The following is a 21,938-nucleotide window of genomic DNA, read 5'->3' on the forward strand; positions in this document are numbered from 1 at the left end:
GAGGAGGAGGAGGTGTCACAACGCCACCACCACCACCGCCGCCACCGCCTGCACAGGCCGTCAGCGAGAGGGACGCGGCGAGCGCGAACCATACCAGTCTAGAGCTTTTCATTATATCGCCTCCCCTAAACCAACGACCTACCCGAAAGGTGGGGCACCATCAATACGTGTGTCCGCTATAATTTCCCCTTGAACATCATCCCTTTGAAACGAGCCGCAGGCGGGTTTTTCTATCCGTCTGTATCCTGAGCCGAGAGGACTTTCCCATGATCACCCGCATCGACCCCGGCGCCCGCATGAGCGAGGCGGTCATTCATGGGGACACCATCTATCTGGCCGGTCAGGTGGGGGAGCCGGGCGATGATGTTGTCGCCCAGACGCGCACGGTGCTGGCCGAGATCGACGCCCTGCTGGCGCGGGCGGGGTCGGACAAGTCCAAGATCCTGATGGCGACCATCTGGCTGGCCGACATCGACGACTTCGAGGCGATGAACAGCGTCTGGGACGCCTGGGTCGACCCGGCCAATCCGCCGGCCCGCGCCACCTGCGAAGGCCGGCTGGCGACGCCCGACTACAAGGTCGAGATCATCGTGGTGGCGGCGCGGGGCTGATCGCTGCTCAGCTTTGAAGTGTGTTTGAGCCGTCATGAAGACGTTTCACGCGCACTTCTCCCACCTCATCATCAAAATCCACGACAAGCGCTGCGGGTCCGTTCCAGAGTACCAAACCATCAGGGTAGAGGCTGCGCAGCTCTTCCGTCGAGCGACATAAGGCGGCTCCGGGCGCCAACAGAGCCGGCTGCTCCTGGGCGTCCCAGTCTGCCACGACTACGAGGTCGGCACCGCCCACAAACGCCTCGATAACAGCCGTGATATTGGACACGACCTCATAGTCGCCTCCCCGCCACTGGCGCAGTTCGGCTACCAGGCGTTCCTGGCGCTCATGGGACACGAGCGAGACCGCTACCTTGCGGGACAACCACGCCTGGACCCAGGCAGGCGCCAGCAGTCGACGGCGATTCTTTCGCAACAGCGAGGCAAGGCGCTCAGCTTCAGGCCCTCCATCAGGCCGCTTCACGGATTCAGCGTCTCGACCCCGTCATCCGTGCCGATGATGGCCAGGTCGGTCAGGTCCAGGAACAGGCCGTGTTCGACGACGCCGGTCAGGCTTTTCAGGTCGGCGGCCAGGCGGGCGGGGTCGGCGATGATCTGGCAGGCCGCGTCATAGATCAGGTTGCCGCCGTCGGTGCGGATCAGACCGCGATCCGCCTGACGGACGCGGGCGGGGGCGGCGATGTCGTGGTCGGCCAGGACGTCGGCGATACGGTTGGCCGTGGTCTTGTGGCCGAAGGCGACGACCTCGATCGGCAGGGGGAAGGTTCCCAGCACGGGCACGACCTTGGCCGCGTCGGCGATGCAGATGCAGCGGGCCGACGCCTCCCACACCAGCTTTTCGCGCAGCAGGGCCGCGCCGCCGCCCTTGATCAGGGCCAGGCCGGGGCCGATCTCGTCGGCGCCGTCGACGGTCAGGTCGATGCGGGGCGTGTCTTCCAGCGTCGACAGGGTCAGGCCCAGCTCGCGCGCCAGATCGGCCGTCCGCTCTGACGTGGGGACACAGCGCAGGCCGGTCAGATTGCGGACGGCCAGCGCCTTGACGAACCAGGCGGCGGTGGAGCCGGTGCCCAGGCCGACGACCATCCCGGCCTCGACGTGGGCGGCGGCGGCCTCGCCGGCGTTCTTCTTTTGCAGATCAGACATGGAGTGTTCCTCCCTCTCCCATCGGGAGAGGGCTTGAGGCTCGCAGAGCGAAGCGATGCGCTAGCCGAAAGAGTGAGGGGTTACGGCGCGAACCGGCGAAGGCGTAACCCCTCACCCTTTCGCGCAAGACCGCGCGCTGGCGCTTGCGGGCGCTCAAGCCCTCTCCCTGTGGGAGAGGGTTCATGTCTTGGCCGCCTTCTTCGCGAGCATCGTGTCCATGAAGCGTTTGGCCCAGCCGGGCTTCGTCGTCTGCTGGCCGCGCCCCAGCGCCAGGTCGCCGGCCTCGACGTCGCGGGTGATGACCGAGCCCGAGCCGACCATGGCGCCCGCGCCGATGGTCACCGGGGCGACCAGCGATGAGTTGGAGCCGACGAAGGCGCCCGTACCCACCGTCGTGCGGTGTTTGAAGAATCCGTCGTAGTTACAAAAGATCGTGCCGGCGCCGATGTTCGCCTTTGCGCCCACATGGCCGTCGCCCAGATAGGCCAGATGGTTGGCCTTGGCGCCGGGGTCCATGCGGACGTTCTTCACCTCGACGAAATTGCCGATCCTGACCCCCTCGCCCAGGTCCGCGCCGGGGCGCAGGCGGGCGTAGGGGCCGACCTCGGCGCCGGACGCAACCACCGCGCCCTCGATATGGCTGAAGCTGCGGATGCGGGCGCCCGAGGCGATGCGGGCGTCGGGGCCGAAGACGACATAGGGCTCGATCGTCGTGCCGGCGCCGACCTGAGTGTCCCAGGCGAAGTGGACAGTGTCCGGCGCGGGCATGGTGACGCCCGCCGCCAGGAAATGATCGCGCTGCGTCTGCTGGAACAGGGCCTCGGCCTGGGCCAGCTCGGACTGGGCGTTGACGCCCATGACGCAGTCTTCCGACGCGAAGACGGCGCGGGTCGGGGCGCCCCGCTTGCGCGCCAGCTCGACCACGTCGGTCAGATAATATTCGCCCTTGGCGTTGTCGTTGCGAACCTGGGCCAGCAGCTCGAACAGCAGGCCGACCGGCGCGGCCATGACGCCCGAGTTGCAGGCGGTGACGGCCAGCACCTCGGTCGAGGCTTCCTTGGCCTCGGTGATGGCCAGAAGGTCGTCGCCGTCCAGGATCAGGCGGCCATAGGCGCCGGGGTCGCGGGCCTCGAAACCGATGACGGTGACGCCGTCGTGGGCGGCGAAGACCGGCTCGATGTCCGCCGCCTTCAGCAGGGGCACGTCGCCGTAGGTGATGACCACCTGACCGACGAAATCGCCCAGCACGGCCTCGGCCGCGCGGACGGCGTGGCCGGTGCCCAGCGGCGGGTCCTGAACCGCGATGCTGTCGGGACCCAGGCGGCGTTCGACGTGGGCGCGAACCTCGGGCGAATGGGCGCCGACGACGACGACGATCCGCTCGCAATGCAGGGCCTCGGCCGCGTCGATGGCGTGGTCCAGCATGGCGCGGCCGCCGACCGGGTGCAGCACCTTGGGCAGGGGCGACTTCATCCGTGTGCCCTGGCCGGCGGCGAGGATGATGGCGGCGCGGGGATGGGGCGTGCTGGTCATGAATCGATCCGGCGGCTTGTCGTCCTGCGCGATCTAGCCCATTGCCGGGGTCTTCGCGAGCGGGGAGACGGATTGTGGCGGTCGAGCGGGATCTGGACGGCTGGACCGTCGCCTTCGATCTGGATGGGACGCTGGTGGATTCGGCGCCGGACCTGATCGGGACGCTGAACCGGATGCTGGCCCAGTACGACCTGCCGCCCCGGCCGGTCGAGGCGGCGCGGCATCTGGTCGGACACGGGGCGATGGCCCTGTTGCGCGACGGGTTTCTGGAGGCGGGCGCGGCGTGGGACGAGGCCCGGGCGCCGGGTCTGTTCGAGCGGTTCATCGCGGATTATAGCGCCCACATCGCCGACGACAGCCGGGTGTTCGACGGCGTGGTCCAGGCGCTGGACCAGTTGGCGACGCGGGGCGCCATCCTGTGCGTGGCGACCAACAAGCGCACCGACCTGTCGGTCGCCCTGATCGCGGCGCTGGGCCTGACGCGCCATTTCGCCTTCATCGCCGGACCGGACGCAGTGGACGCCAAAAAGCCGGACGGGGCGCATATCCGCCGGGCGGTCGAACGCGCGGGCGGCGATCCGTCGCGGGCGATCATGGTTGGCGACAGCACCACCGACACGGCGGCGGCGAAGGACGCGAGCATACCCTGCGTGGTCGTGGGGTTCGGTTACAACGATGTGCCGCGCGACCGATTGGGCGGCGACGCCGTGATCGACAGCTATGCAGCGCTGAACGCCGTGGTGTCCGACATGGTGTTCGGCGCGGCCTGATCCTCGAACGGCAGGTCGATCTGGACGCGGTAACCGTCAGCCGTCGGTCCGGCGGTGAACCGGGCGTCCTGACCATAGCGGATCGCCAGCCGTGATCGTGTCGCCGCCTGTCCCACCCCGGTCCCACTCGACACAGGCCGCGCGGGGGCGGGTCCGCTGTTCTGCACCACCAGACGCAATCGCCCGTCGTCCAGCAGTCGGGCTTCGATCAGGATCTCGACCGGCGCCATGGCCGGGGCGACGGCGTATTTGACCGCATTCTCGACCAGGGGCTGGAGCAGCAGGCTGGGCACCAGCGCCGCCTCGGCGCCCGCATGGATCTCCATCCGAACCCGCAGCCGCTCGGGGAAACGAACGCGTTCGACCTCCAGATAGTCGCCCAGGATGGACAACTCCTCGTCCAGACTGATGTCGCCCGTGCCGACGTCGAAGGATGAACGAAGGAAGTTCGACAGCCGGTCCAGCATCTCGCGGCCCTCGGCCTTGCGGTCGGTGTCGACCAGACCCCCGGCGGAGGACAGGGCGTTGAACATGAAGTGCGGGTTCAGCTTCAGCCGCAGGGCGTTCAGCTCAGCCCGCAGGCCATCGGCCTCGGCCCGGGCCAGTCGTGCAGCCTGCATCCGCATGGCCCGGTTGGCCGAAGTGACCCAAAGCAGGGCCAGGTTGGCGCAATACAGGCAACCATTGGCGAAGCAGACCAGAAACCACTCCAGCGGACCGACGTCGGGCAACCGGGTGGCCGGGAACACCGCCTTCACCAGATGGAAAAATCCGTAGTCCAGCAGGGCCTGGGCCACCGCCGCCACCGCCACCGCGAACGGCAGGATCAGGAAGGCCATCCATTTCGGCCGCCCGGCGCACAGCTTCAGAACCAGAAACAGCGCATAGGCGACGCCCACGGCCGTCATCAGCCCGGTGGCCAGAGCGACGAACTCGCCGAGGCCCCGGATATTGCCGGTGATGATGGCTCCCGCACCGACAAAGGCGGTGGCCCCCAGCCACAGAGTGGCCGACAGCTGGATCGCCTCGCGGCCGTCCGGCTGGATATTGAAGGGCTCGCCCAGACCGCGGCCGGATTTCGGACCCTCAGCCATTCGTCGATCCCCCCGAAATGCTCTCATTCATGAACGATGCGCTCCGCAGTCTGATCCAGGCATCGACCATCGGCAGCTCGATCCAGACGATAGCCCGCGCCGTGTCGTCAGGCCAGAACGCGGGATATCCCGACCGGCGGGGATAGAACGCGGGATATCCCGACCGGCGGGGATACGGCATGCGATTGAGCCTGACGGATCGGCAATGTGATCTCGACACGATAGCCAGATGCGGTCGGGCCAGCGTCGAAGGTCGCATCGACGCCGTAGGAGATCGCCAGCCGGGATCGGGTGCTGCCTTCACCAAGGCCGCTGCCTGACAGTTCCGACGCGGCCGCCCCCCCATCGTTGGCCACGACCAGTCGGATGCGATCAGTCTCCAGTCGTTCCGCGCGAATACTGACGGTCACAGGGGTGCTGGATTGGTTGACGCCGTATTTCACGGCGTTCTCGACCAAGGGCTGCAACAGCAGATTGGGAACACGCACGGAGGCGATGTCGGGATCACAGTGGAAAGCGACCACCATGCGGTCGCCGAACCGTTCGGCCTCGACCGCCAGATAATCCTCCGTCAACTCCATCTCATCCGCCAGGGTGATGGTGTTTTCGGGCGAGTAGTCCTGGGTGGCGCGCATGAAGGTCGCCAGTCGCTCGATCATTCGCTCGGCATGATCATAGCGCCGGTCAGCGATCAGGACGCAAACGCCATTCAGGGCGTTGATGACGAAATGCGGATCCAGTTGCAGGCGCAGCGCGCGCAGTTCGGCGCGCAGGTTGTCGGCGTCGCGCACCGCGATCCGATGCTGCTGTTCGCGCATGTGGCGGTTGGCTGAGGTGATCCAGATCAGCGCGGTATTCGTCGTATAGATGCACAGATAAAGGGCGGAGATGATCAGCACCGACATACGCGACGTATCCGGCATCCGGTGGGCGTCGAAGATGTGGTGCAGAACCCACTGCGACCCGAAATCCGCACCTGTCATCAGGGCCGCCGCCACTAGGGCGGCGATGCCTACCGCCGGCCAGGCGATCAGTACGTTGCGGCCGGCCATCAACCAGAAGGCGAGAAACAGGACGCCCGCAATAGTCACCGCAAAAACCGGCGCCAGAATGATCGTGAGATATTCCCCGACGGTGGAAACCGTGCCGCCCAGGATGGAGGCGACGTTCAGGAATCCAAGGACACCGCACCACAGGAAGGCCGTCAGCCAGAAGGCCTCGCGGAAATCAGGTCGAACGGCGAAGGTGCGCCGGGTTGCATTCTCAGCCATTGCCGCCATCTGCCTTTGACCTAGGATCGGTTCAGCCGTCACCCGGGTATTATCGCGTCAGTAATTGCGCCTAACGTCCTATCGCCGAAACCGTCACCAGGCCAACTGAATGATCCGTCGCTTCTTCGCTATTCCGCTATGGCAGCGCACAGCCGCCGGTTTTGTGCTGGGCATCATCGCCGGTCTGATCCTGCGGGAGCAGGCGCCGATCTGGCTTCAGCCGATCGGGGATGTCTATCTGAACCTGATCCGCATGGTGGTGGCGCCACTGGTGCTGTTCACCATCGCCAGCTCGATCGCCCGGCTGGGCGAAGGTGTCGGGGCTGTGCGGCTGGGGGTGAAGACCATCATGTGGTTCGCCATCACCTCGCTGCTGGCGGTGCTGGTGGGCATCAGCTTTGGACACCTGATCAATCCGGGTCTGGGCTTGGAGAACCTGCCGCTGGGCGAGGTCAAGGAGCGGGTGATTCCGACCCCGCTTGAGGTCCTGATCGGCGTGGTGCCGACCAATCCGTTCGCGGCGCTGGCCGAAGGCAAGGTGCTGCAGATCATCTTCTTCTCGGCGCTGATCGGCGTGGCGCTGGTGGCGCTGGGCGAGCGGGCGGCGGGCGTGCGGCGGCTGGTGGACGAAGGCGCGGCCATCGTGTTCCGCATCACCCGCTGGGTCATCCAGCTGACGCCCTTCGGTGTGTTCGGCCTGATCGGGTCGGTCGTCGGCGGTTACGGCTGGGAGGCGCTGCTGCCGTTGGGCAAATTCATCTTCGCCATCTATGCGGCCTGCCTGTTCCATATCCTGGTGGTCTATTCCAGCTTGCTGAAGCTGCACGGACTGAAGGTGACCAGCTTCTTCCGCGGGGCGTTCGCGGCCCAGCAGACGGCGTTCGCCACCTCGTCCTCTCTCGGCACCCTGCCGATCACCCTGCGCCAGACGGTTGAACGACTGGGCGTGCCCCAAGCCTTTGCCGCCTTCGCCGTGCCGCTGGGCGCGAACGTAAAGATGGACGGTTGCGGCGCCATCTATCCGGCCATCGCCTCGATCTTCATCGCCCAGTATTTCCAGATCGACCTGACGCTGACGCAGTATGTGCTGATCGGCCTGACGGCGGTGCTGGGATCGCTGGGCACGGCCGGGGTGCCGGGCACCAGCATCGTCATGCTGACCCTGACGCTATCGACGGCGGGCCTGCCACTGGAAGGCATCGGCTATATCGTCGCCATCGACCGGATCATCGACATGATGCGCACCGCCACCAACGTCACCGGCCAGATGCTGGTCCCGGTTCTGGTCGCCAGGGAAGAGAAGATCCTGAACGAGGACATCTACAACGGCGTGGTCGCCTGGTTGCCCGGTGACCCGGAGCCGGAACTGCGCGCCGAGGCCGTGCGCACCGCCGGAATCTGAGTTCCGGCAGACCGGCCAGAAAACAGGATCGGCGGGCTTGCCCTGCCGATCCGGCCGGGCTATGTCCGCGCCTCCTGATTTTGGATGCGTAGCTCAGCGGGAGAGCACCTCGTTCACACCGAGGGGGTCACAGGTTCAATCCCTGTCGCATCCACCATTCAGCCTTGATTTCCCCGTAAGGCCCGCCCCGTCCGCCGCCCTCGCGCCGACACATCGCGCGCTGAGCGTGCTATTTGGACCGAACGATGCCCTTCCCAGCCTCCCACCCCGCGCTCGACAGCGCCCTGTCCGCTCGCGGCTATGCCGAGCCCACGCCCGTCCAGGCCGCCGTGCTGGAGGCCGAGGCCGGTCGCGACCTACTGGTGTCGGCCCAGACCGGCTCGGGCAAGACGGTCGCCTTCGGCCTGGCCCTAGCGCCCACCCTGCTGGGCGAGGCGGACAAGTTCCGTGAGTTCGGCGCGCCGGTCGCCCTGGTCATCGCGCCGACGCGCGAACTGGCGCTGCAGGTGAACGCCGAGCTGCAATGGCTGTATGCCGAAACCGGCGCGCGCATCGTCTCGTGCGTCGGCGGCATGGACCCTCGCACCGAGCGAAAGGCGCTGGACCGCGGCGCCCACATCGTCGTCGGCACGCCCGGCCGCCTGCGCGACCATCTGGAGCGCGGCGCCCTGGACCTGTCGGAGCTGAAGGCCGTGGTGCTGGATGAAGCCGACGAAATGCTGGACATGGGCTTCCAGGAAGATCTGACCTTCCTGCTGGACGCCGCCCCGGCCGAGCGCCGGACGCTGCTGTTCTCGGCCACCATCGCGCGCGACATCGCCGAACTGGCCAAAACCTATCAGCGCGACGCCCTGCGCATCGACACCACGACCAAGAACGCCCCCCACGGCGACATCGAATACAAGGCGATCCGCGTCGCCCCGAACGAGATCGAACTGGCCGTCGTCAACGTCCTGCGCTTCTTCGAGGCGCCGGGCGCCCTGGTGTTCGCCAACACGCGCGAGCGGGTGAAGCATCTGACCGCGTCCCTGCGCGAGCGCGGCTTCTCGGTCGTCGGTCTGTCGGGCGAACTGAACCAGAACCAGCGGTCCGAGGCGTTGCAGGCGCTGCGCGACGGCCATGCGCGGGTCTGTGTGGCCACCGACGTGGCGGCGCGCGGGCTGGACCTGCCGGACCTGGGACTGGTGATCCACGCCGAACTGCCGGTCAACAAGGCGACCATGCTGCACCGTTCGGGCCGCACCGGCCGTGCGGGCAAGAAGGGCGTGTCCGTCCTGATCGTCACCTATACCCGCCGCCGCAAGGCCGAGCTGATGCTGCAGTCCGCCTCGGTCAAGGCCGAGTGGTCGGGCCCGCCCTCGGCCGACGAGATCCGCGCCAAGGACGAGGAGCGGATGTGGACCGATCCGGTCCTGACCGACCCCGCCGACGACGAGAACCTGGCCCTGGGTCGCCAGCTGCTGGAGCGCCAGTCGCCGGAACAGGTGGCCGCCGCGCTGATGCGGCTGTATCGCCAGAAGCTGCCGCCGCCCGAAGACGTCTATGACGACGCCCGGATGAAACGCCAGCAGGACGCCGGCCGCAACGACAAGGGCGAGCCGGACATGCCGTTCCAGGACTTCGCCCGTGGCGGCGACATGACCTGGTTCCGCATCAACATCGGCCGCGAAAAGAACGCCGATCCCAAGTGGCTGATGCCGCTGATCTGCCGCCTGGGCCATGTGACCAAGCGCGACATCGGCACGATCCGCATCTTCGATCGCGACACCAAGTTCGAGATCACCGCCGACGCCGAGGCCAAGTTCCGCGCCGCCATCGCGCAGGGCCTGGAAGAAGGCACCAAGATCGAAGACACGATTCCGCCCGCGCCCAAGGCCCCGTTCGAACGCCGCGGTCCCAAGCCGGACTTCGCCGGCGGCGACAAGAAGCCCTGGGTCAAGAAGGACGGCTTCCGCAAGGACGGCGATGCGCGTCCCCCGCGTGAGGACAAGCCGTGGCAGTCCAAGGCCGTCGACGGCGAGAAGAAGCCGTGGGTCCGGAAGGACGCCGCCGATCGCCCTGCCCGCACCGACAAGCCGAAGTTCGAAAAGGCCGGGGGCGACAAGCCCTGGGCCAAGGCCGACGGCGACAAGAAACCCTGGAAGAAGAAGGCCGAGGGCGCATCCGACGCGCCCAAGACCGCCTGGGCCCCCAGCGCCGACGCCGAGGCGCCTGCCGGTGATCGTCCGTGGAAGGGCAAGCCGACCGGCAAGCCCAAGGGCGGCGACCGTCCCTGGGCGGCCAAGGATGCGCACGGCAAGCCCACAGCCAAAAAGCCGTTCAAGCCCAAGCCCCACAAGGGCTGAGGATGCCTATGCTCAGGCGCCGATCGGCGCCTTGAGCACAGCGGCGAGGCCGGGGGCGGCGTCGCGATACTCCAGCTCTCCGCCCAACTGGCTGACCAGGCTGCCAATCATCATGGAGCCGAAGCCCTGACCGGCCTCGTGCCCACCCTTGCCGGCGTCCTGGACCACCAGGCGTAGCGACGCGCCGTCTTCCTCCAGGGTGACGGCGATCGGGCCCGGCTGGCCGCCATAGGCGTATTTCTGGGCGTTGATGATCAGCTCGGTCAGGATCAGGCCCAGCGTCACCGCGCGCCCGGCCTCGACACAGACGGGGGCCAGGTCGATCTCCATCTGGGCCGTCCAGTCGGCGCCCATCGACGAGCCGAGGTCATCGGTCAGCTCGGCGAAATAGCGCGACAGGTCGATCTGGCTGGCCGTTTCCGACCGATACAGGCGGCTGTGGACCATGGACACGGCGCGCACGCGGCGACGCGCCTCCATCAACCCCTCGCGTGTGGCCGGTTCGGCCTGACGCGCCTGCAGGCCCAGGAAGGATGACACCAGGGTCAGGCTGTTCTGGACCCGGTGATTGACCTCGCGGATCAGGAATTCCTGCTGTTCGATCCGCAGTTCGCGGTCGGTCAGGCTGGCCTGCAGTGACCGATTCAGGCTGCGCAGTTGCGACACGGCCCACAGGTCCGCCAGGGCGTCGCGCAGGCGCGTGGCGGATTCGACCGTGGCCGGCGCCCACCGCCGCGATCGGCCCCGCACGGTTTCGGACCAGGCCTCGAACGAGGCGCGGGGCGTCAACTGTCCAGACTCACCGGTCTTGATGGCGGTCGAGGGATCGCCCGCCCAGCGCACCGTCTCGATGATCTCGGCCCGGAACCAGATCAGGCTCAGCGGCGACGGTCCCGGCAAGTGGACGCCCAGCACGCCACTGGCCTGGGCCCGCATCGCCTCGGCGCCCGGCAGGATGGTTTCCAGATGGTGCGTCGAGACCGGCCGCAGTGAGGGCTGCTGCGCGACCCAGTCGGCCAGCCTGCGCACCGATGCCTCGTCCGGCGCCATGCCGAAGCGGAAGACGTCGTCCCCGCGCACCAGCGCCAGCCCGTCCGCCCCGACCATTTCGGTCAGATCCCGCGCGCGTTCGGCCAGCCCGTCGATCAGATCGCGATCGGTCGGCAGGGCGCCCACGATCTGGTCCTCCAGCTGACGTAACCGGATGCGTTCGCGATACAGTTCCGCGTCGGCCTTGGTCTTGATCTGGCGCGCCAGACCGCGCGCCAGCGTCGTGGCGGCGATCCGCATCTCGTACGGCATCAACTGCGGCCGCGTGCTGTGGCAGGCCACCAGCCCCCACAGATCGCCGTCGACGACGATGGACACCGAGGCTGAGGCGCGCACACCCATGTTCCGCAGATAGCGCAGATGGATCGGCGACACGCTGCGCAGCGCGCAATCGCTCATGTCCAGCGGCGCGCCGTCCACGGGCGTCAAGGGCTGCGGCGTATAGTCGGCGTCAGGGATCACCCGCACCGGGTTCTGCACATACAGGGCCCGCGCCTGACGCGGCACGTCGGAGCCGGGGAAGTGGTGGTTCTGGAAGCTGTCGACCTCGTCCGACCGGCTCTCGGCGATCACCTGACCGGCGCCGTCGTCCATGAAGCGATAGACCATGACCCGATCAAAGCCGATCAGCTCGCGAAACGCCTCGGCCGCGCGTTCGCAGACGACGCGAACCGTGGGCGCCCGCTCCAGCCGCGCGCCGGCGGCGTCCAGACGGCTGATCAGTTCGACGCCCGGCTGGGCGCCCTGAGAGCTTTGTTCGACCTCGACGACCAGGCCCTGCTCGTTTGGGCGGGCGACCACGTCATAGTCCAGCCCGTTCGCGCCACGCCAGCGGCCGACAAACCCTTCTGGCGCCTGCCGTAGTCGCTCGGCCACGCCGCTGCCCAGGACCACATCGATGGTCTGGCCCAGCCAGGTCTCGCGGCCGGAGATCGACAGCATCCGGCCCGCCTCGCGCGCCACCAGGCCCTCCCTGAACAGGAACAGCAAGCCGTGCGGCTGGATCGCCTCGGGCACGTGGATCGGCTCGCGGTCGCAGTCCGTCAGGTCCAGGGTGTCAGGCTGGACGGCGGTCATGCGGCGATCTCGGATGGGGCCGGAGCCAGGATACGATGAGCGAAGGCGAAGGCGTCGCAGGCGCCGCGCACCATAGACGCCCGGGCCACGCCCGCCCGGTCAGCAGCCTCCAGCGCGCCAAGCACATTGCGCCAGCGGGCGCCGGTCTGGTCGCCGTGGATGTCCAGATGCCCCAGACCCGTCAGGTTGACGCCATCCGCCTTCATGCGCTTCAGCATGACCCGGCCGCCCAGCGCCGATCCCTCGATCACATAGGTCCAGCCCAGGGCCTGACCCAGATCGGGCACGGTCGCGGGTGTGGGCGTGGCGCCCGCGCCGCCCAGGGCCTGCACATCGATCCGCAAGGCGGCGGAACGGTCGGCGACAGGGACGCCCAGCGCCGCTATCCCGTTGCTCCATTGGGCAAGGGCTGCCTCGGCGCCCGCGTGCAGGTCCAGCAGGGCCGCCACCATCACCGCGCGCCGCGCCGGGTCGCGCAACCGCGCCTCGACATCAGCCTGATCTTCCAGCGCCTGGTGTGCGGCGTGCGTGGCTTGACGCAAATTCTCGAGAACTGAATTGTCGGTCACGCCCTACCCTATCAGCGCCCAGCGCCCGTCACCACGCGCCATGACCCCATAACGCAACGCTGAAGGCATTGATCCCGCCGTGTAACCGGTTACGTTGCCCGCCAAGAAAAGATCAGGGCAGGAATCTCCATGGCTGACGTCCGGCTGACCGGCGTGAAGAAGCGCTTTGGCGCCGTCGAGGTGCTGAAAGGCGTCGATCTGGAGATCGCCGACGGCGAGTTCGTGGTCTTCGTCGGACCGTCCGGCTGCGGCAAGTCCACCCTGTTGCGCACCATCGCGGGCCTGGAAGAGATCAGCGAGGGCGAGATCGCCATCGGCGGGCGCACGGTCAACGACCTGTCGCCGTCGGACCGGGGCATCGCCATGGTGTTCCAGTCCTATGCCCTGTACCCGCACATGACGGTGCGCGAGAACATGGCGTTCGGCCTGAAGCTGGCGAAAACGGACAAGGCCGAGATCGACCGGCGCGTGACCGCCGCCGCCGAAACGCTGAACATCACCGACTATCTGGATCGCAAGCCCAAGGCCCTGTCGGGCGGCCAGCGCCAGCGTGTCGCCATCGGCCGGGCCATCGTGCGCGAGCCGCAGGTCTTCCTGTTCGACGAGCCGCTGTCGAACCTGGACGCCGCCCTGCGGGTGCGGATGCGCTACGAGTTCGCCAGCCTGCACGAGCGGCTGAAGACGACGATGATCTATGTCACCCACGACCAGATCGAGGCCATGACCCTGGCCGACCGGATCGTGGTGCTGTCGGCCGGGCGGATCGAACAGGTCGGCGCGCCGATGGAGTTGTACGAACACCCCCGCAACCTGTTCGTGGCCGAGTTCATCGGCAGCCCCAAGATGAACCTGATCGCCGCCGAGGTGGTCCAGGCCTCGACCACCGGCGCCACCGTCAAACTGGCGACCGGCGAGACGGTGAAGGCCGCCGTGGATGCGGCGCGCGCCAGGCCGGGCGATACGGTCACTTTGGGCGTGCGGCCCGAGCATCTGGCGCTGGACGGGGACGGCGCGGCGATCGCGACCACTGCGGCCTTCGTCGAGACCCTGGGCCACGCCACCTACGCCTATCTGAACCATCCGGCGTCGAGTGAGACCCTGACCGTCCAGCTTCCGGGCGAAGTACGGCCCTCGACCGGCGATGCCCTGACCGTGCGCATCCCGGCGGGCAAGACGTATCTGTTCGACGCGGACGGGGTGGCGTTCCAGCGGCTGTAGTTCCCTTCTCCCCCTGCGGGAGAAGGTGGGCGCCGGAGGCGCTCGGATGAGGGGTGCGAGCACCGCCTATCCGAACCTCATTCAGGCGTCGGCCGCGACGTTCCAGCCGCGTCTCCGACACCCCTCATCCGTCTTGCTCCGCAAGCCACCTTCTCCCGCAAGGGGAGAAGGTGGGCTTCATCTCATCGTCACGCGTCGCGCGCCGGTGGGGATCTTCAGCTCGCCATTCTCGAACCGCGCGCTGCGGCCGTCGATGCGGACGACAGCGGGCGCCGCCTCCCCCTTCGGCCACTGCACCACAAAGCCGCCCGGCGGCGTGACGCCCGGCTCCAGCGTCAGGACATAGTCACGGCCCTGCTTGCGGAAGGCGTAGGTCAGGGCGCCGTAGGCGGTGCGCAGATCCTTGACGCCGACGCCCTCGGCCGTGTCCAGCCATGCGGTCGGCACGCCCGCCGCCAGCACCAGGGCGTGATCCGCGTCGCGCTCGTACGCGAACAGGTCCAGCGCCGAGCGAATGTAGTCGCTGCTGATCCAGGCATGCGGCATGTCGCCGATGAAGCGCGGCTCGCGCAGCTCGCGGCCCACCACCTCGGCCCAGCCGTTCCAGGCCTGGGGCCGCCGGTCGGCCATGAAGAAGTCCAGCGCCTCCATCGCCCGGTCGCGGCGGCCCAGCCGGACCAGCGCCCCGACGTTGCGCCACTCATACGGCGTGTAATCCTTCCACAGCGGGCGATTGGCCAAACGGTTCTGGAAATTGGTCCAGTAGCGCTCGAAGGTGTTGTCCAGCAGGTCACGGGGCAGTTCTTCCAGCGCGCCGCCGGGCGACAGGCCGATGGTGGTCGAGGTGGCGTCGAAATCGCCCCGGTCGGCGGCTCCGGCGATCCAGTCGATGCCGTGGTGCGCGGCCGTCGCGGTGATCGAGGCCATGATGTCGGTCTGGAACTGGTCGCGCGCGGCGCTCATCCGGGCGGCGGCTTCAGCATCACCCAGGGTCTGCGCGATGAAGACCGCGTCCTTGTAGCCCAGCAGGCCCCAGAAATCGTCCCAGTAGGAATAGGCCGGCTTGTCCGAATAGCCCTCGTGGCTGATCGTCGGCGGCAACAGGCCGAACAGGTGGCGCTTGTCCGCCGCCTGGAACTCGGCCGTGCGGGTCGAGGCGCGCAGCTCGTCCATATAGGCGATGGCCTTCTGGACCTGCGGCCAGACCTGACGCAGCAGGGCCTCGTCGCGGGTGTAGCGATAGGTCTCGGCCGCCAGGAAGACGAACTCGCCGTGGCTGTCGTTCTCGGGCACCGGATCGGCGCCGCGGGCGTCGACGCAGCACGGCACCTTGCCGTTCTCGAACACATAGGGCGCGTACCAGCGGAGGTATTCCGCTGACAGTTCCGGCAGGCCCAGCCGGTTCAACCCCTCGGCCATCATGGCTCCGTCGCGGATCCACGAGCGGTTATAGCTGCGGGTGCCGGGTTGCAGGATCGGCCCCTGACGCGACATCAGCATATGCGCCAGCGACGAGCGCAGCGCGTCCTCGATCCGCTGGGCGGCGGGCGGCAGGGTCAGGTCGAACCGGTCCAGACGCGCCTTCCAGTCGGCGACGACCGCGGCCTCGGCCGTGTCCAGCGCCGCCTCGATGGAACCGGTGACGACAGGCGCGGGCGATGCGCCCGACAGGGGCGACATGAAGCCAAAGGTCCGCGTCTCGCCCGGTTGCAGGGTCACATCGTACAGCAAGGCGCCTGCGGGCAGGCCGGTCGCGTCGGACTCGACGTGGCGCTGATCGGCCGGGCGTCGGGCGTCGGTCACGGTCAGCGACTGCGGATCGGCGCCCTGGTCGAAGGTCGCCATCGACACCGCACTGGGCTGGGCCAGGGTATGGACTCGGATATTGTCGTTCAGCACCAGCGAACCGCCGTTCCAGTCGATCTGCTGGATCGGGGCGACGCCGCCGGGGATGGCCAGGAACTGCACCGGCCCGTTCACCTGGAACGGCCGCGCCGCCAGCGCCAGGGTCAAGGTGCGCGGCCGGTTGGACGTGTTGGTCAGGGCGTATCGGCCCCACAGCTGGGCCTGATCCGGCGTGCCGCTGGCGAAGCTGGTGGTGGTCAGGGTCCAGTCGTCGTGCGTCCACCTGACCCACGGTATCGGCAGATAGTCGTCACGCAGCCCCTGTTCGATCCGCACGTCGGCCCAGCTGATCAGCCGCCCGTTATCGATGACGAAGGGTTCGATGGACGGACCCGCACGGCGCAGTTCGATGGCCCCGTCCTCGCCGATCAGGCCGCTCTCGCCGCCACCGTCGACGCCGACCAGCGTCCAGTACGGCTGCTCGCCGAAGAAGCCGCGCGGATACAGGCCGCGACGGTTCTGTTTCGCCACCGCCTCGACGAAGGACGTCGCGTCCTCGCCAAAGGTCAGAGGTTCGACCTCGATCTCATTCAGCGCATAGGTCGTGGGGGCGACGACGCCCAGCCGCTGACCGGCGCCGGCCTGACCCTGCACGTCGGGTGACGGGACGGGGCGCAGCGGCTCCAGCTTCAGATAGCGGGCGCTGGCCTCGGGCGTGCGCAACCAGTCGACGCCGCCGCTTCCGCCGGTGACGGACGCCAGTTCGCGCCAATCGCGGCCGTCGGACGAGGACGAGACGCGATAGTCCGCCGCCGCCCCGCGTTCGCCCCAGCGCAGGGTCAGACCGCCGAACTCGCGCTCGTATCCCAGGTCCAGCGTCAGCGCGGGCGCGCCCGCCACGGCGGGGGTCCAGGCGGTCTTCGGGTTCAGGTCAACCGCCAGCGCGGCGGAGGTGCTCGCCGCGCCGTCGCGCGCGATCAGGGCGGGTGGGACCAGCGGTTCGGGCGGCAGTTCGCGCAGGGTCAGCTGGTCGATCTCGACATGACCCGCCCCACCCTCTGCGGCGACGACGACGAACTCCATCCGCTCGACCTGGCGCAGGATCGTCTCGGGACTGGGTCCCCAGGCCTTGACCACCTGACGGCGTTTGATGACGAACCGGGTCCAGCCGTCCGGGAAATCATAGCGGGTCGTCTGGCGCCACCAGACATTCTCGGCCGACGCGTCGGTGAATTTGACTTCGAAGGTGTTGGTCGGCCCGGCGCCGCGCACCCAGAAGCTGATCTCGTAGTTTTCCGGCAGGTCGAACGGCAGCGGCCGCGCGGCGAAGGCGTAGCCGGCCTTGCCGTTGAAATCATAGTCGAGGCGCAGCGCCCGCCCCTCCTTGCCCGCCACCGACGACACGCGCGAGGTCACGTCGGTCGAGGCGTCGGCGGTCCAGCGGCCCGCGTCCTCGAACCCGTCCAGCAGGCGGGGCTCCTGCGCGAAAGCGGGGGCGGCCATGGCCAGCGCGGCCACGGTCGTCAGGAGAAAGGAACGCATCGGCATACTCCGCTCAGCGCCCTGCGGCGCGGGGTGGGTTCAGCCCTTCACGCTGCCCGCGAGCATGCCGCGGATGTAGTAGCGTTGCAGGGCGAGGAAGAGGATCAGCACGGGGGCCACGGTCACCACCGCGCCCGCCATCATCAGCTCGATGTCCTGGACGTGCTCGCGCGACAGGGCGGCCAGCGCCACCGGCAGGGTATAGTTCGACTGGTCCGTCAGGATGATCAGCGGCCACAGGAAGTCGTTCCAGCTGCCCAGGAAGACGAACAGGCCCAGCGTCACGATGATCGGCTGCAGCGTCGGCAGGACCACCCGGCGGAAGATCTGCCCCTCGGTGGCGCCGTCGATGCGGGCGGCCTCCAGCATCTCGTCCGGGATCGATAGCGAATACTGCCGCACCAGAAACAGGCCGAATATCGACGCCAGCCACGGCACCAGCGCCCCGGCGTAGGTGTTCACCAGTCCCACCGACTTCAGCATCAGGAACAGCGGCAGAGTGCCGATCTGGGCCGGCACCACCAGGGCGGCGATCAACAACTGGAACAGCCGGTCGCGGCCCGCGAACTTCAGCTTGGCGAAGGCGTAGCCGGCCGGAACGGTGAAGGCCAAGGCCAGCAGGGTCGCCAGCGTCGCCAGAGCGAAGCTGTTCCAGACATAGCGCCCCATGCCCTGGTTCACGAACAGGTCGCGGTAATGCTCCAGCGTAAAGGCCTTGGGCAGCAGCGGCGGCGGGAAGGTCGCGGCCTCGCCCGTGGACATGAAACTGACCGAGGTCATCCACAACAGCGGGAACAGAACGATCAGCGCCACGACCGCGACGGCGAGATTCAGCAGGATGGCCTTGGGTCTGATCGTCATTGCTCGGTCCCCAGACGGCGCGACACCCACAACTGCACCAGGGTGACCGCGAAGATGCACAGGAACAGGATGAAGGCGACGGCGCTGGCGGAGCCCAGATTCCACCATTTGAAGCCCTCTTCGTACATGAAGTAGAGCACCGTCACGGTCGACTGGGCGGGGCCGCCTTGCGTCATCACATAGGGCTCGGCGAACAGTTGGAAGAAGCCCGCGACCGAGATGATCGACACCAGCAGCATGGTCGGTGCGATGGCCGGCAGGGTGACATGGCGGAACTGCTTCCATGGCCCGGCGCCGTCGATGCGGGCGGCCTCGTACAGGTCGTCCGGCACGGTCTGCAGCACGGCCAGGAAGATCAGCATGTTGTAGCCGAAGATCTTCCACACCACGAACATCAGGATGGCGGGGATAGACGTCGAGGGATCACCCAGCCAGTCGACCGGCGGCAGGCCGACGCCCTGCAGCGCCCAGTTGATGACGCCGTAACGGGTGTGCAGCAGGTATCGCCAAACCACCGCCGTGGCGACCAGGGTGGTGACATAGGGGGCGAAGAACATCACCCGCCAGATCGGCCGCCACTTCACCACCCGCGCGTTCAAGATGACGGCGGCGGCCAGCGAGGCGGCGATGGACAGGGGCACGCCCAGAACGGCGAACCACACCGTGTTCTTCATCGCCCCCCAGAACAGCGGGTTGCCCAGCAGGTTCTGATAATTCTGAAACCCGACGAAACGCAGGTTGTTCAGGTCGGCCAGCGCATAGATGTCGAAGTCGGTCAGGCTGAGCAGCAGGGCCGAGATCACCGGCACGGCGAAGAACAGGCCGACGGCCAGCAGCGCCGGGGCGACGAAGGTCCAGGCGGCCCGCTCGCGACGGCGAATGGCGGAAACGGCGCTCATGATCCCCTGCCCCGGTCGAGCATCCAGCGGCGTTTCTCCAGCAGGCGGTCGGCGCGGCGGTCGATCTCGGCGGCGGCGCTTTCAGGCGTGAACTGGCCGCGCACCATGCGTTCGGCGACGATCTGCATTTCGGTGACCACGCGCTCCCACTCCGGCGCCTTGGGCACGGCCTCGGCCCGCGCCAGCTGGTCGCGGAAGGGCTGAAGCAGCGGGTCGTTGGCGATGGCCGGCGCGCTCCAGGCGCTTTCACGCGCGGGCAGGTTACCGGTCAGCGTGTTGAACTGGACCTGCACGTCGGGCTGCAGCAGGAAGCGCACCAGCTTCCACGCCGCGTCCTGATGCGGTGATGACTTGAACACCGCCAGCGACGATCCGCCGGGCGCCGAGGCGCCGGGACCGCGCGGGCCGGGCACGCCCGCCGTCGCCCATTTCGTCTCGGGCGGCAGGCGATTGCGGAAATCGCCGATGGTCCAGGGACCGGAGAAATAGAAGCTGAAATAGCCCTTGGCGAACTCGGTCCAGACGTTTGAAATCTGCGTCGCCGACACCAGCGGCGCCAGCTGCTCGTCGAACAGGCTCTTGTAGAAGGCCAGGGCCGCGACGAAGCCGGGGCTGGAGAAATTGCCCCGTGTCGCATCGTCCCGCAGCAGCGGCTCGTCCGCCTGCAATCCAAAGGTCAGAAGTTGCTCAAACTCGTTGACCGGCAGCAGGATGGCGTAGTTGCCCGGCCCGGCCACGCGCTTGACCGCATGCATGGCGCGCTTCCACTCGGCCCAGTCGCCCGGCACGGCGTCATAGCCCGCCCGGTTCAACAGATCGGTGCGGTGGAAGATCAGTCGCGTGTCCACATACCAGGGCGTGGCCATGGCCTGGCCGCCGATCTCGTTCGTCTCCAGCACCGCCGGGAACTGATCGGTCAGCAGGTCGGCAGCCGACGCCGGCGTCGGCGACAGGGCGCCGATAGCCGACAGCTCCGACACCCAGGTGTTGCCGATCTGGGCCACGTCCGGCAGCGAATCCCCGGCGTATGCGGTCAGCAGTTTCTCGTGCGCCGCCGTCCACGGCAGCGGCTGGACCGAGACGCGCACGCCGGGGTTCAGCCGCTCGAAGGCCGGGATCAGGGCGGGGACGTTGGTCCCCTCGTTCCCCATGGCCCACAGACGCAGCCGCACCTCGCCCGCCGTGCGGGGCGCGCAGGCGGTCAGCCCTGCCCCCGCCAGCAGACCCAGCGCGGCGCGCCTGTCGGGCCTCAGGCTCACGCCTTGTCCAGCCAGCCGCCGGTGAAGCCCGCGCGCTTCAGACCGCGCACGATGTTCGGCTCGCCGTGCATGCGGTTCCAGACGATGCCGCTGCGATGGTTCTCGGTCATGATGACGATCGGCCCCTGGTCGATGCCCAGATAGTCGCCGTCGACCCAGCCGATCCCGTCCACGATCTTGCCGTGCAACAGCGGCTTGTCGGTGCTGGTCAGGGTCGGGTTGAAGCTGTCCAGGAAGCCGTACTCGGCATAGATGGCCGCGCCGTACTTGTCCTTCATCGCCTTGACGCAGGTGGTGACCAGCTCCGGCTCGAAGGCGATGGAGGAGGCCGCCGCCGTGGGCGCGATGGTGCCGTCGTCCCGCTCGCCCGGGCCGCGCGCGGAGTAGCTGAAGAACTCGCGTTCCTGGCCGTTCACGACCTGTTTGAAATCGCCCGGCCCGTCGCACGCCGTCAGACCCCAGACATCGGCCGAATAGCCGGCCCAGCCGCGCGGATTGTCGGCGCCGTACTTCTGTTGCGCCTGAACGGCGCGGCGGCTGTTCTCGAAATAGTCGAAGCCGGGGATCTCGGCCTGACGGTCGCGCATCCAGGCGTCCTGGATGCCGCGGAAGTCGATGAACATGTGGCTGTACTGGTGACCGAACAGCGGGGCGAAATGCAGGTGCTTGGGCCCCCACTTGTCGGTGAAGCTGCGGTCATAGACGCTGCACCACTCGGTCCAGACACCCGGATCGACCGGGTGGGTCGGGCTGCCCAGCGCCTGGATCAGGACGATCATACCCTCGTTGTAGACGTTCCAGTCGGCCTCGATGAAGCCGCTCTCGGGGTGCCAGCCCATCGAGATGCGGTTCGGGCGCACGACCAGCCACGGCCATTCGATCCGCTCATAGATCACCTGGGTCAGGCGACGGATCTCGGCCTCGTCGGCGTGGTCGCCGTCGAACCAGCGGGCGGCGAACATCATGCCGCCCATCAGCAGGGCGGTGTCGACGCTGGACAGTTCGGTCTGGCCGAAGCGGTGACCGGTCTCCATGTCCAGGAAGTGATAGAAGAAGCCCTTGTGACCGCCGACGCCGGTCGCCTCGGGCCCCTGCTTCAGGTCATGCAGGAAACGGATGGTGGTCAAGGTGCGCTCACGCGCCTGTTCGCGCGTGATCCAGCCGCGCTCGACCCCGATGGGCCAGACGGCCAGGGCGTCGCCGATGGCCGCGACTGAGGCGAACGACTTGGTCGGCCAGCGGTCCGGCGTCATGCCGTTGCGGGCGTTGGTGGTGTCCCAGAACCAGCGGAACGAGCGGTGCTGCAGATCGTCGATGACCGGATCCAGCGTCACGGCCGCCTGAACACCCGTCGCGCCGGCGTTGCAGCCGACCAGGGCCATCGCCGCGCCTGCGGCCACCGTCCCCATCAAAAACCCACGACGATCCATGCCGGCTCCTTCCGTC

17 protein-coding genes and 1 tRNA gene are annotated in these 21,938 nt (G+C 67.9%); 6 read left to right on the forward strand and 12 right to left on the reverse strand.

What is annotated here, in order from left to right; genetic code table 11:
• Positions 1 to 266 precede the first annotated feature (266 nt).
• Entirely contained in the window at positions 267 to 611 is a 345-nt protein-coding gene (locus tag EON91_RS08140; RefSeq protein WP_292093303.1) for a RidA family protein, read from the forward strand.
• A 7-nt stretch (positions 612 to 618) separates the two neighbouring features.
• Here the strand turns inward: EON91_RS08140 and EON91_RS08145 are convergent, their stop codons facing one another.
• The 3 genes from EON91_RS08145 to glmU all read right to left on the reverse strand — a co-directional run bounded on the left by EON91_RS08145 (position 619) and on the right by glmU (position 3,290).
• Positions 619 to 1,077 (reverse strand): hypothetical protein, encoded by a 459-nt coding sequence (locus tag EON91_RS08145; protein ID WP_292093306.1) that lies wholly within the window; start codon positions 1,075 to 1,077, stop codon positions 619 to 621.
• Positions 1,074 to 1,757: a ribose-5-phosphate isomerase RpiA gene (gene rpiA / locus EON91_RS08150; RefSeq protein WP_292093309.1), complete on the reverse strand. Its 684-nt coding sequence runs from the start codon at positions 1,755 to 1,757 to the stop codon at positions 1,074 to 1,076. Before rpiA ends, EON91_RS08145 begins: the two co-directional genes overlap by 4 nt.
• A 180-nt stretch (positions 1,758 to 1,937) precedes the next feature.
• Positions 1,938 to 3,290, reverse strand: a complete 1,353-nt coding sequence (glmU, locus tag EON91_RS08155; protein ID WP_292093311.1) for a bifunctional UDP-N-acetylglucosamine diphosphorylase/glucosamine-1-phosphate N-acetyltransferase GlmU — start codon at positions 3,288 to 3,290, stop codon at positions 1,938 to 1,940.
• A 74-nt stretch (positions 3,291 to 3,364) separates the two neighbouring features.
• On the opposite strand from glmU, the gene EON91_RS08160 reads away from it, so the two are divergent.
• Positions 3,365 to 4,060: an HAD-IA family hydrolase gene (locus EON91_RS08160; RefSeq protein WP_292093313.1), complete on the forward strand. Its 696-nt coding sequence runs from the start codon at positions 3,365 to 3,367 to the stop codon at positions 4,058 to 4,060.
• Here EON91_RS08160 and EON91_RS08165 read toward each other — a convergent pair.
• The gene (locus EON91_RS08165) at positions 4,009 to 5,154 is read right to left on the reverse strand and encodes a histidine kinase (RefSeq protein ID WP_292093315.1); all 1,146 of its coding nucleotides are present in this window, start codon (positions 5,152 to 5,154) and stop codon (positions 4,009 to 4,011) included. The genes EON91_RS08160 and EON91_RS08165 overlap by 52 nt on opposite strands.
• A gap of 107 nt (positions 5,155 to 5,261) precedes the next feature.
• On the reverse strand, positions 5,262 to 6,425 hold the full coding sequence (locus EON91_RS08170; protein WP_292093316.1) for a histidine kinase: 1,164 nt from the start codon (positions 6,423 to 6,425) through the stop codon (positions 5,262 to 5,264).
• 109 nt (positions 6,426 to 6,534) lie between these two features.
• Between EON91_RS08170 and EON91_RS08175 the strand changes: the two genes are divergently transcribed.
• From EON91_RS08175 to EON91_RS08185, 3 genes are all read left to right on the forward strand, one after another.
• Complete coding sequence (locus EON91_RS08175; protein ID WP_292093318.1) at positions 6,535 to 7,827, forward strand: dicarboxylate/amino acid:cation symporter; 1,293 nt, start codon at positions 6,535 to 6,537, stop codon at positions 7,825 to 7,827.
• 82 nt (positions 7,828 to 7,909) lie between these two features.
• Positions 7,910 to 7,984 (forward strand) — tRNA-Val (locus EON91_RS08180).
• An 88-nt stretch (positions 7,985 to 8,072) separates the two neighbouring features.
• Positions 8,073 to 10,172: a DEAD/DEAH box helicase gene (locus EON91_RS08185; RefSeq protein ID WP_292093322.1), complete on the forward strand. Its 2,100-nt coding sequence runs from the start codon at positions 8,073 to 8,075 to the stop codon at positions 10,170 to 10,172.
• A 12-nt stretch (positions 10,173 to 10,184) separates the two neighbouring features.
• On the opposite strand, the gene EON91_RS08190 is transcribed toward EON91_RS08185, so the two are convergent.
• Together EON91_RS08190 and EON91_RS08195 are read right to left on the reverse strand one after the other, a co-directional pair.
• Positions 10,185 to 12,299, reverse strand: a complete 2,115-nt coding sequence (locus EON91_RS08190) for a histidine kinase dimerization/phosphoacceptor domain -containing protein (RefSeq protein WP_292093325.1) — start codon at positions 12,297 to 12,299, stop codon at positions 10,185 to 10,187.
• Positions 12,296 to 12,868, reverse strand: coding sequence for a biliverdin-producing heme oxygenase (locus EON91_RS08195; protein WP_292093326.1), 573 nt, complete (start codon positions 12,866 to 12,868; stop codon positions 12,296 to 12,298). The genes EON91_RS08190 and EON91_RS08195 overlap by 4 nt, the downstream gene beginning before the upstream one ends.
• A 129-nt stretch (positions 12,869 to 12,997) precedes the next feature.
• On the opposite strand from EON91_RS08195, the gene ugpC reads away from it, so the two are divergent.
• Positions 12,998 to 14,086: a sn-glycerol-3-phosphate ABC transporter ATP-binding protein UgpC gene (gene ugpC / locus EON91_RS08200; protein ID WP_292093328.1), complete on the forward strand. Its 1,089-nt coding sequence runs from the start codon at positions 12,998 to 13,000 to the stop codon at positions 14,084 to 14,086.
• Positions 14,087 to 14,263: 177 nt separating this feature from the next.
• Here the strand turns inward: ugpC and EON91_RS08205 are convergent, their stop codons facing one another.
• From EON91_RS08205 to EON91_RS08225, 5 genes are read right to left on the reverse strand one after another with little or no spacing between them, the layout of a single operon-like run.
• Positions 14,264 to 17,473, reverse strand: a complete 3,210-nt coding sequence (locus tag EON91_RS08205; protein WP_292093331.1) for a discoidin domain-containing protein — start codon at positions 17,471 to 17,473, stop codon at positions 14,264 to 14,266.
• Between the two features lie 39 nt (positions 17,474 to 17,512).
• On the reverse strand, positions 17,513 to 18,334 hold the full coding sequence (locus EON91_RS08210; RefSeq protein ID WP_292093332.1) for a carbohydrate ABC transporter permease: 822 nt from the start codon (positions 18,332 to 18,334) through the stop codon (positions 17,513 to 17,515).
• On the reverse strand, positions 18,331 to 19,233 hold the full coding sequence (locus EON91_RS08215) for a sugar ABC transporter permease (protein WP_292093334.1): 903 nt from the start codon (positions 19,231 to 19,233) through the stop codon (positions 18,331 to 18,333). The genes EON91_RS08210 and EON91_RS08215 overlap by 4 nt, the downstream gene beginning before the upstream one ends.
• Positions 19,230 to 20,492 carry a sugar ABC transporter substrate-binding protein gene (locus EON91_RS08220; protein WP_292093337.1) on the reverse strand — a complete coding sequence of 421 codons (1,263 nt, stop codon included), beginning with the start codon at positions 20,490 to 20,492 and terminating at the stop codon, positions 19,230 to 19,232. The genes EON91_RS08215 and EON91_RS08220 overlap by 4 nt, the downstream gene beginning before the upstream one ends.
• A complete protein-coding gene (locus EON91_RS08225; protein WP_292093338.1) occupies positions 20,489 to 21,922 on the reverse strand; it encodes a glucoamylase family protein in 1,434 nt (477 codons plus the stop codon). Before EON91_RS08225 ends, EON91_RS08220 begins: the two co-directional genes overlap by 4 nt.
• Positions 21,923 to 21,938: the final 16 nt, after the last annotated feature.

The organism is Brevundimonas sp. (assembly GCF_004210735.1).
Lineage (GTDB): Bacteria > Pseudomonadota > Alphaproteobacteria > Caulobacterales > Caulobacteraceae > Brevundimonas.

Coding starts and splice junctions, on each gene's coding strand:
- EON91_RS08140 (WP_292093303.1), top strand. CDS start 267: ATGATCACCCGCATCGACCCCGGCGCCCGCATGAGCGAGGCGGTCATT.
- rpiA (WP_292093309.1), bottom strand. CDS start 1,757: ATGTCTGATCTGCAAAAGAAGAACGCCGGCGAGGCCGCCGCCGCCCAC.
- glmU (WP_292093311.1), bottom strand. CDS start 3,290: ATGACCAGCACGCCCCATCCCCGCGCCGCCATCATCCTCGCCGCCGGC.
- EON91_RS08165 (WP_292093315.1), bottom strand. CDS start 5,154: ATGGCTGAGGGTCCGAAATCCGGCCGCGGTCTGGGCGAGCCCTTCAAT.
- EON91_RS08170 (WP_292093316.1), bottom strand. CDS start 6,425: ATGGCTGAGAATGCAACCCGGCGCACCTTCGCCGTTCGACCTGATTTC.
- EON91_RS08175 (WP_292093318.1), top strand. CDS start 6,535: ATGATCCGTCGCTTCTTCGCTATTCCGCTATGGCAGCGCACAGCCGCC.
- EON91_RS08185 (WP_292093322.1), top strand. CDS start 8,073: ATGCCCTTCCCAGCCTCCCACCCCGCGCTCGACAGCGCCCTGTCCGCT.
- EON91_RS08190 (WP_292093325.1), bottom strand. CDS start 12,299: ATGACCGCCGTCCAGCCTGACACCCTGGACCTGACGGACTGCGACCGC.
- ugpC (WP_292093328.1), top strand. CDS start 12,998: ATGGCTGACGTCCGGCTGACCGGCGTGAAGAAGCGCTTTGGCGCCGTC.
- EON91_RS08205 (WP_292093331.1), bottom strand. CDS start 17,473: ATGCGTTCCTTTCTCCTGACGACCGTGGCCGCGCTGGCCATGGCCGCC.
- EON91_RS08210 (WP_292093332.1), bottom strand. CDS start 18,334: ATGACGATCAGACCCAAGGCCATCCTGCTGAATCTCGCCGTCGCGGTC.
- EON91_RS08215 (WP_292093334.1), bottom strand. CDS start 19,233: ATGAGCGCCGTTTCCGCCATTCGCCGTCGCGAGCGGGCCGCCTGGACC.
- EON91_RS08225 (WP_292093338.1), bottom strand. CDS start 21,922: ATGGATCGTCGTGGGTTTTTGATGGGGACGGTGGCCGCAGGCGCGGCG.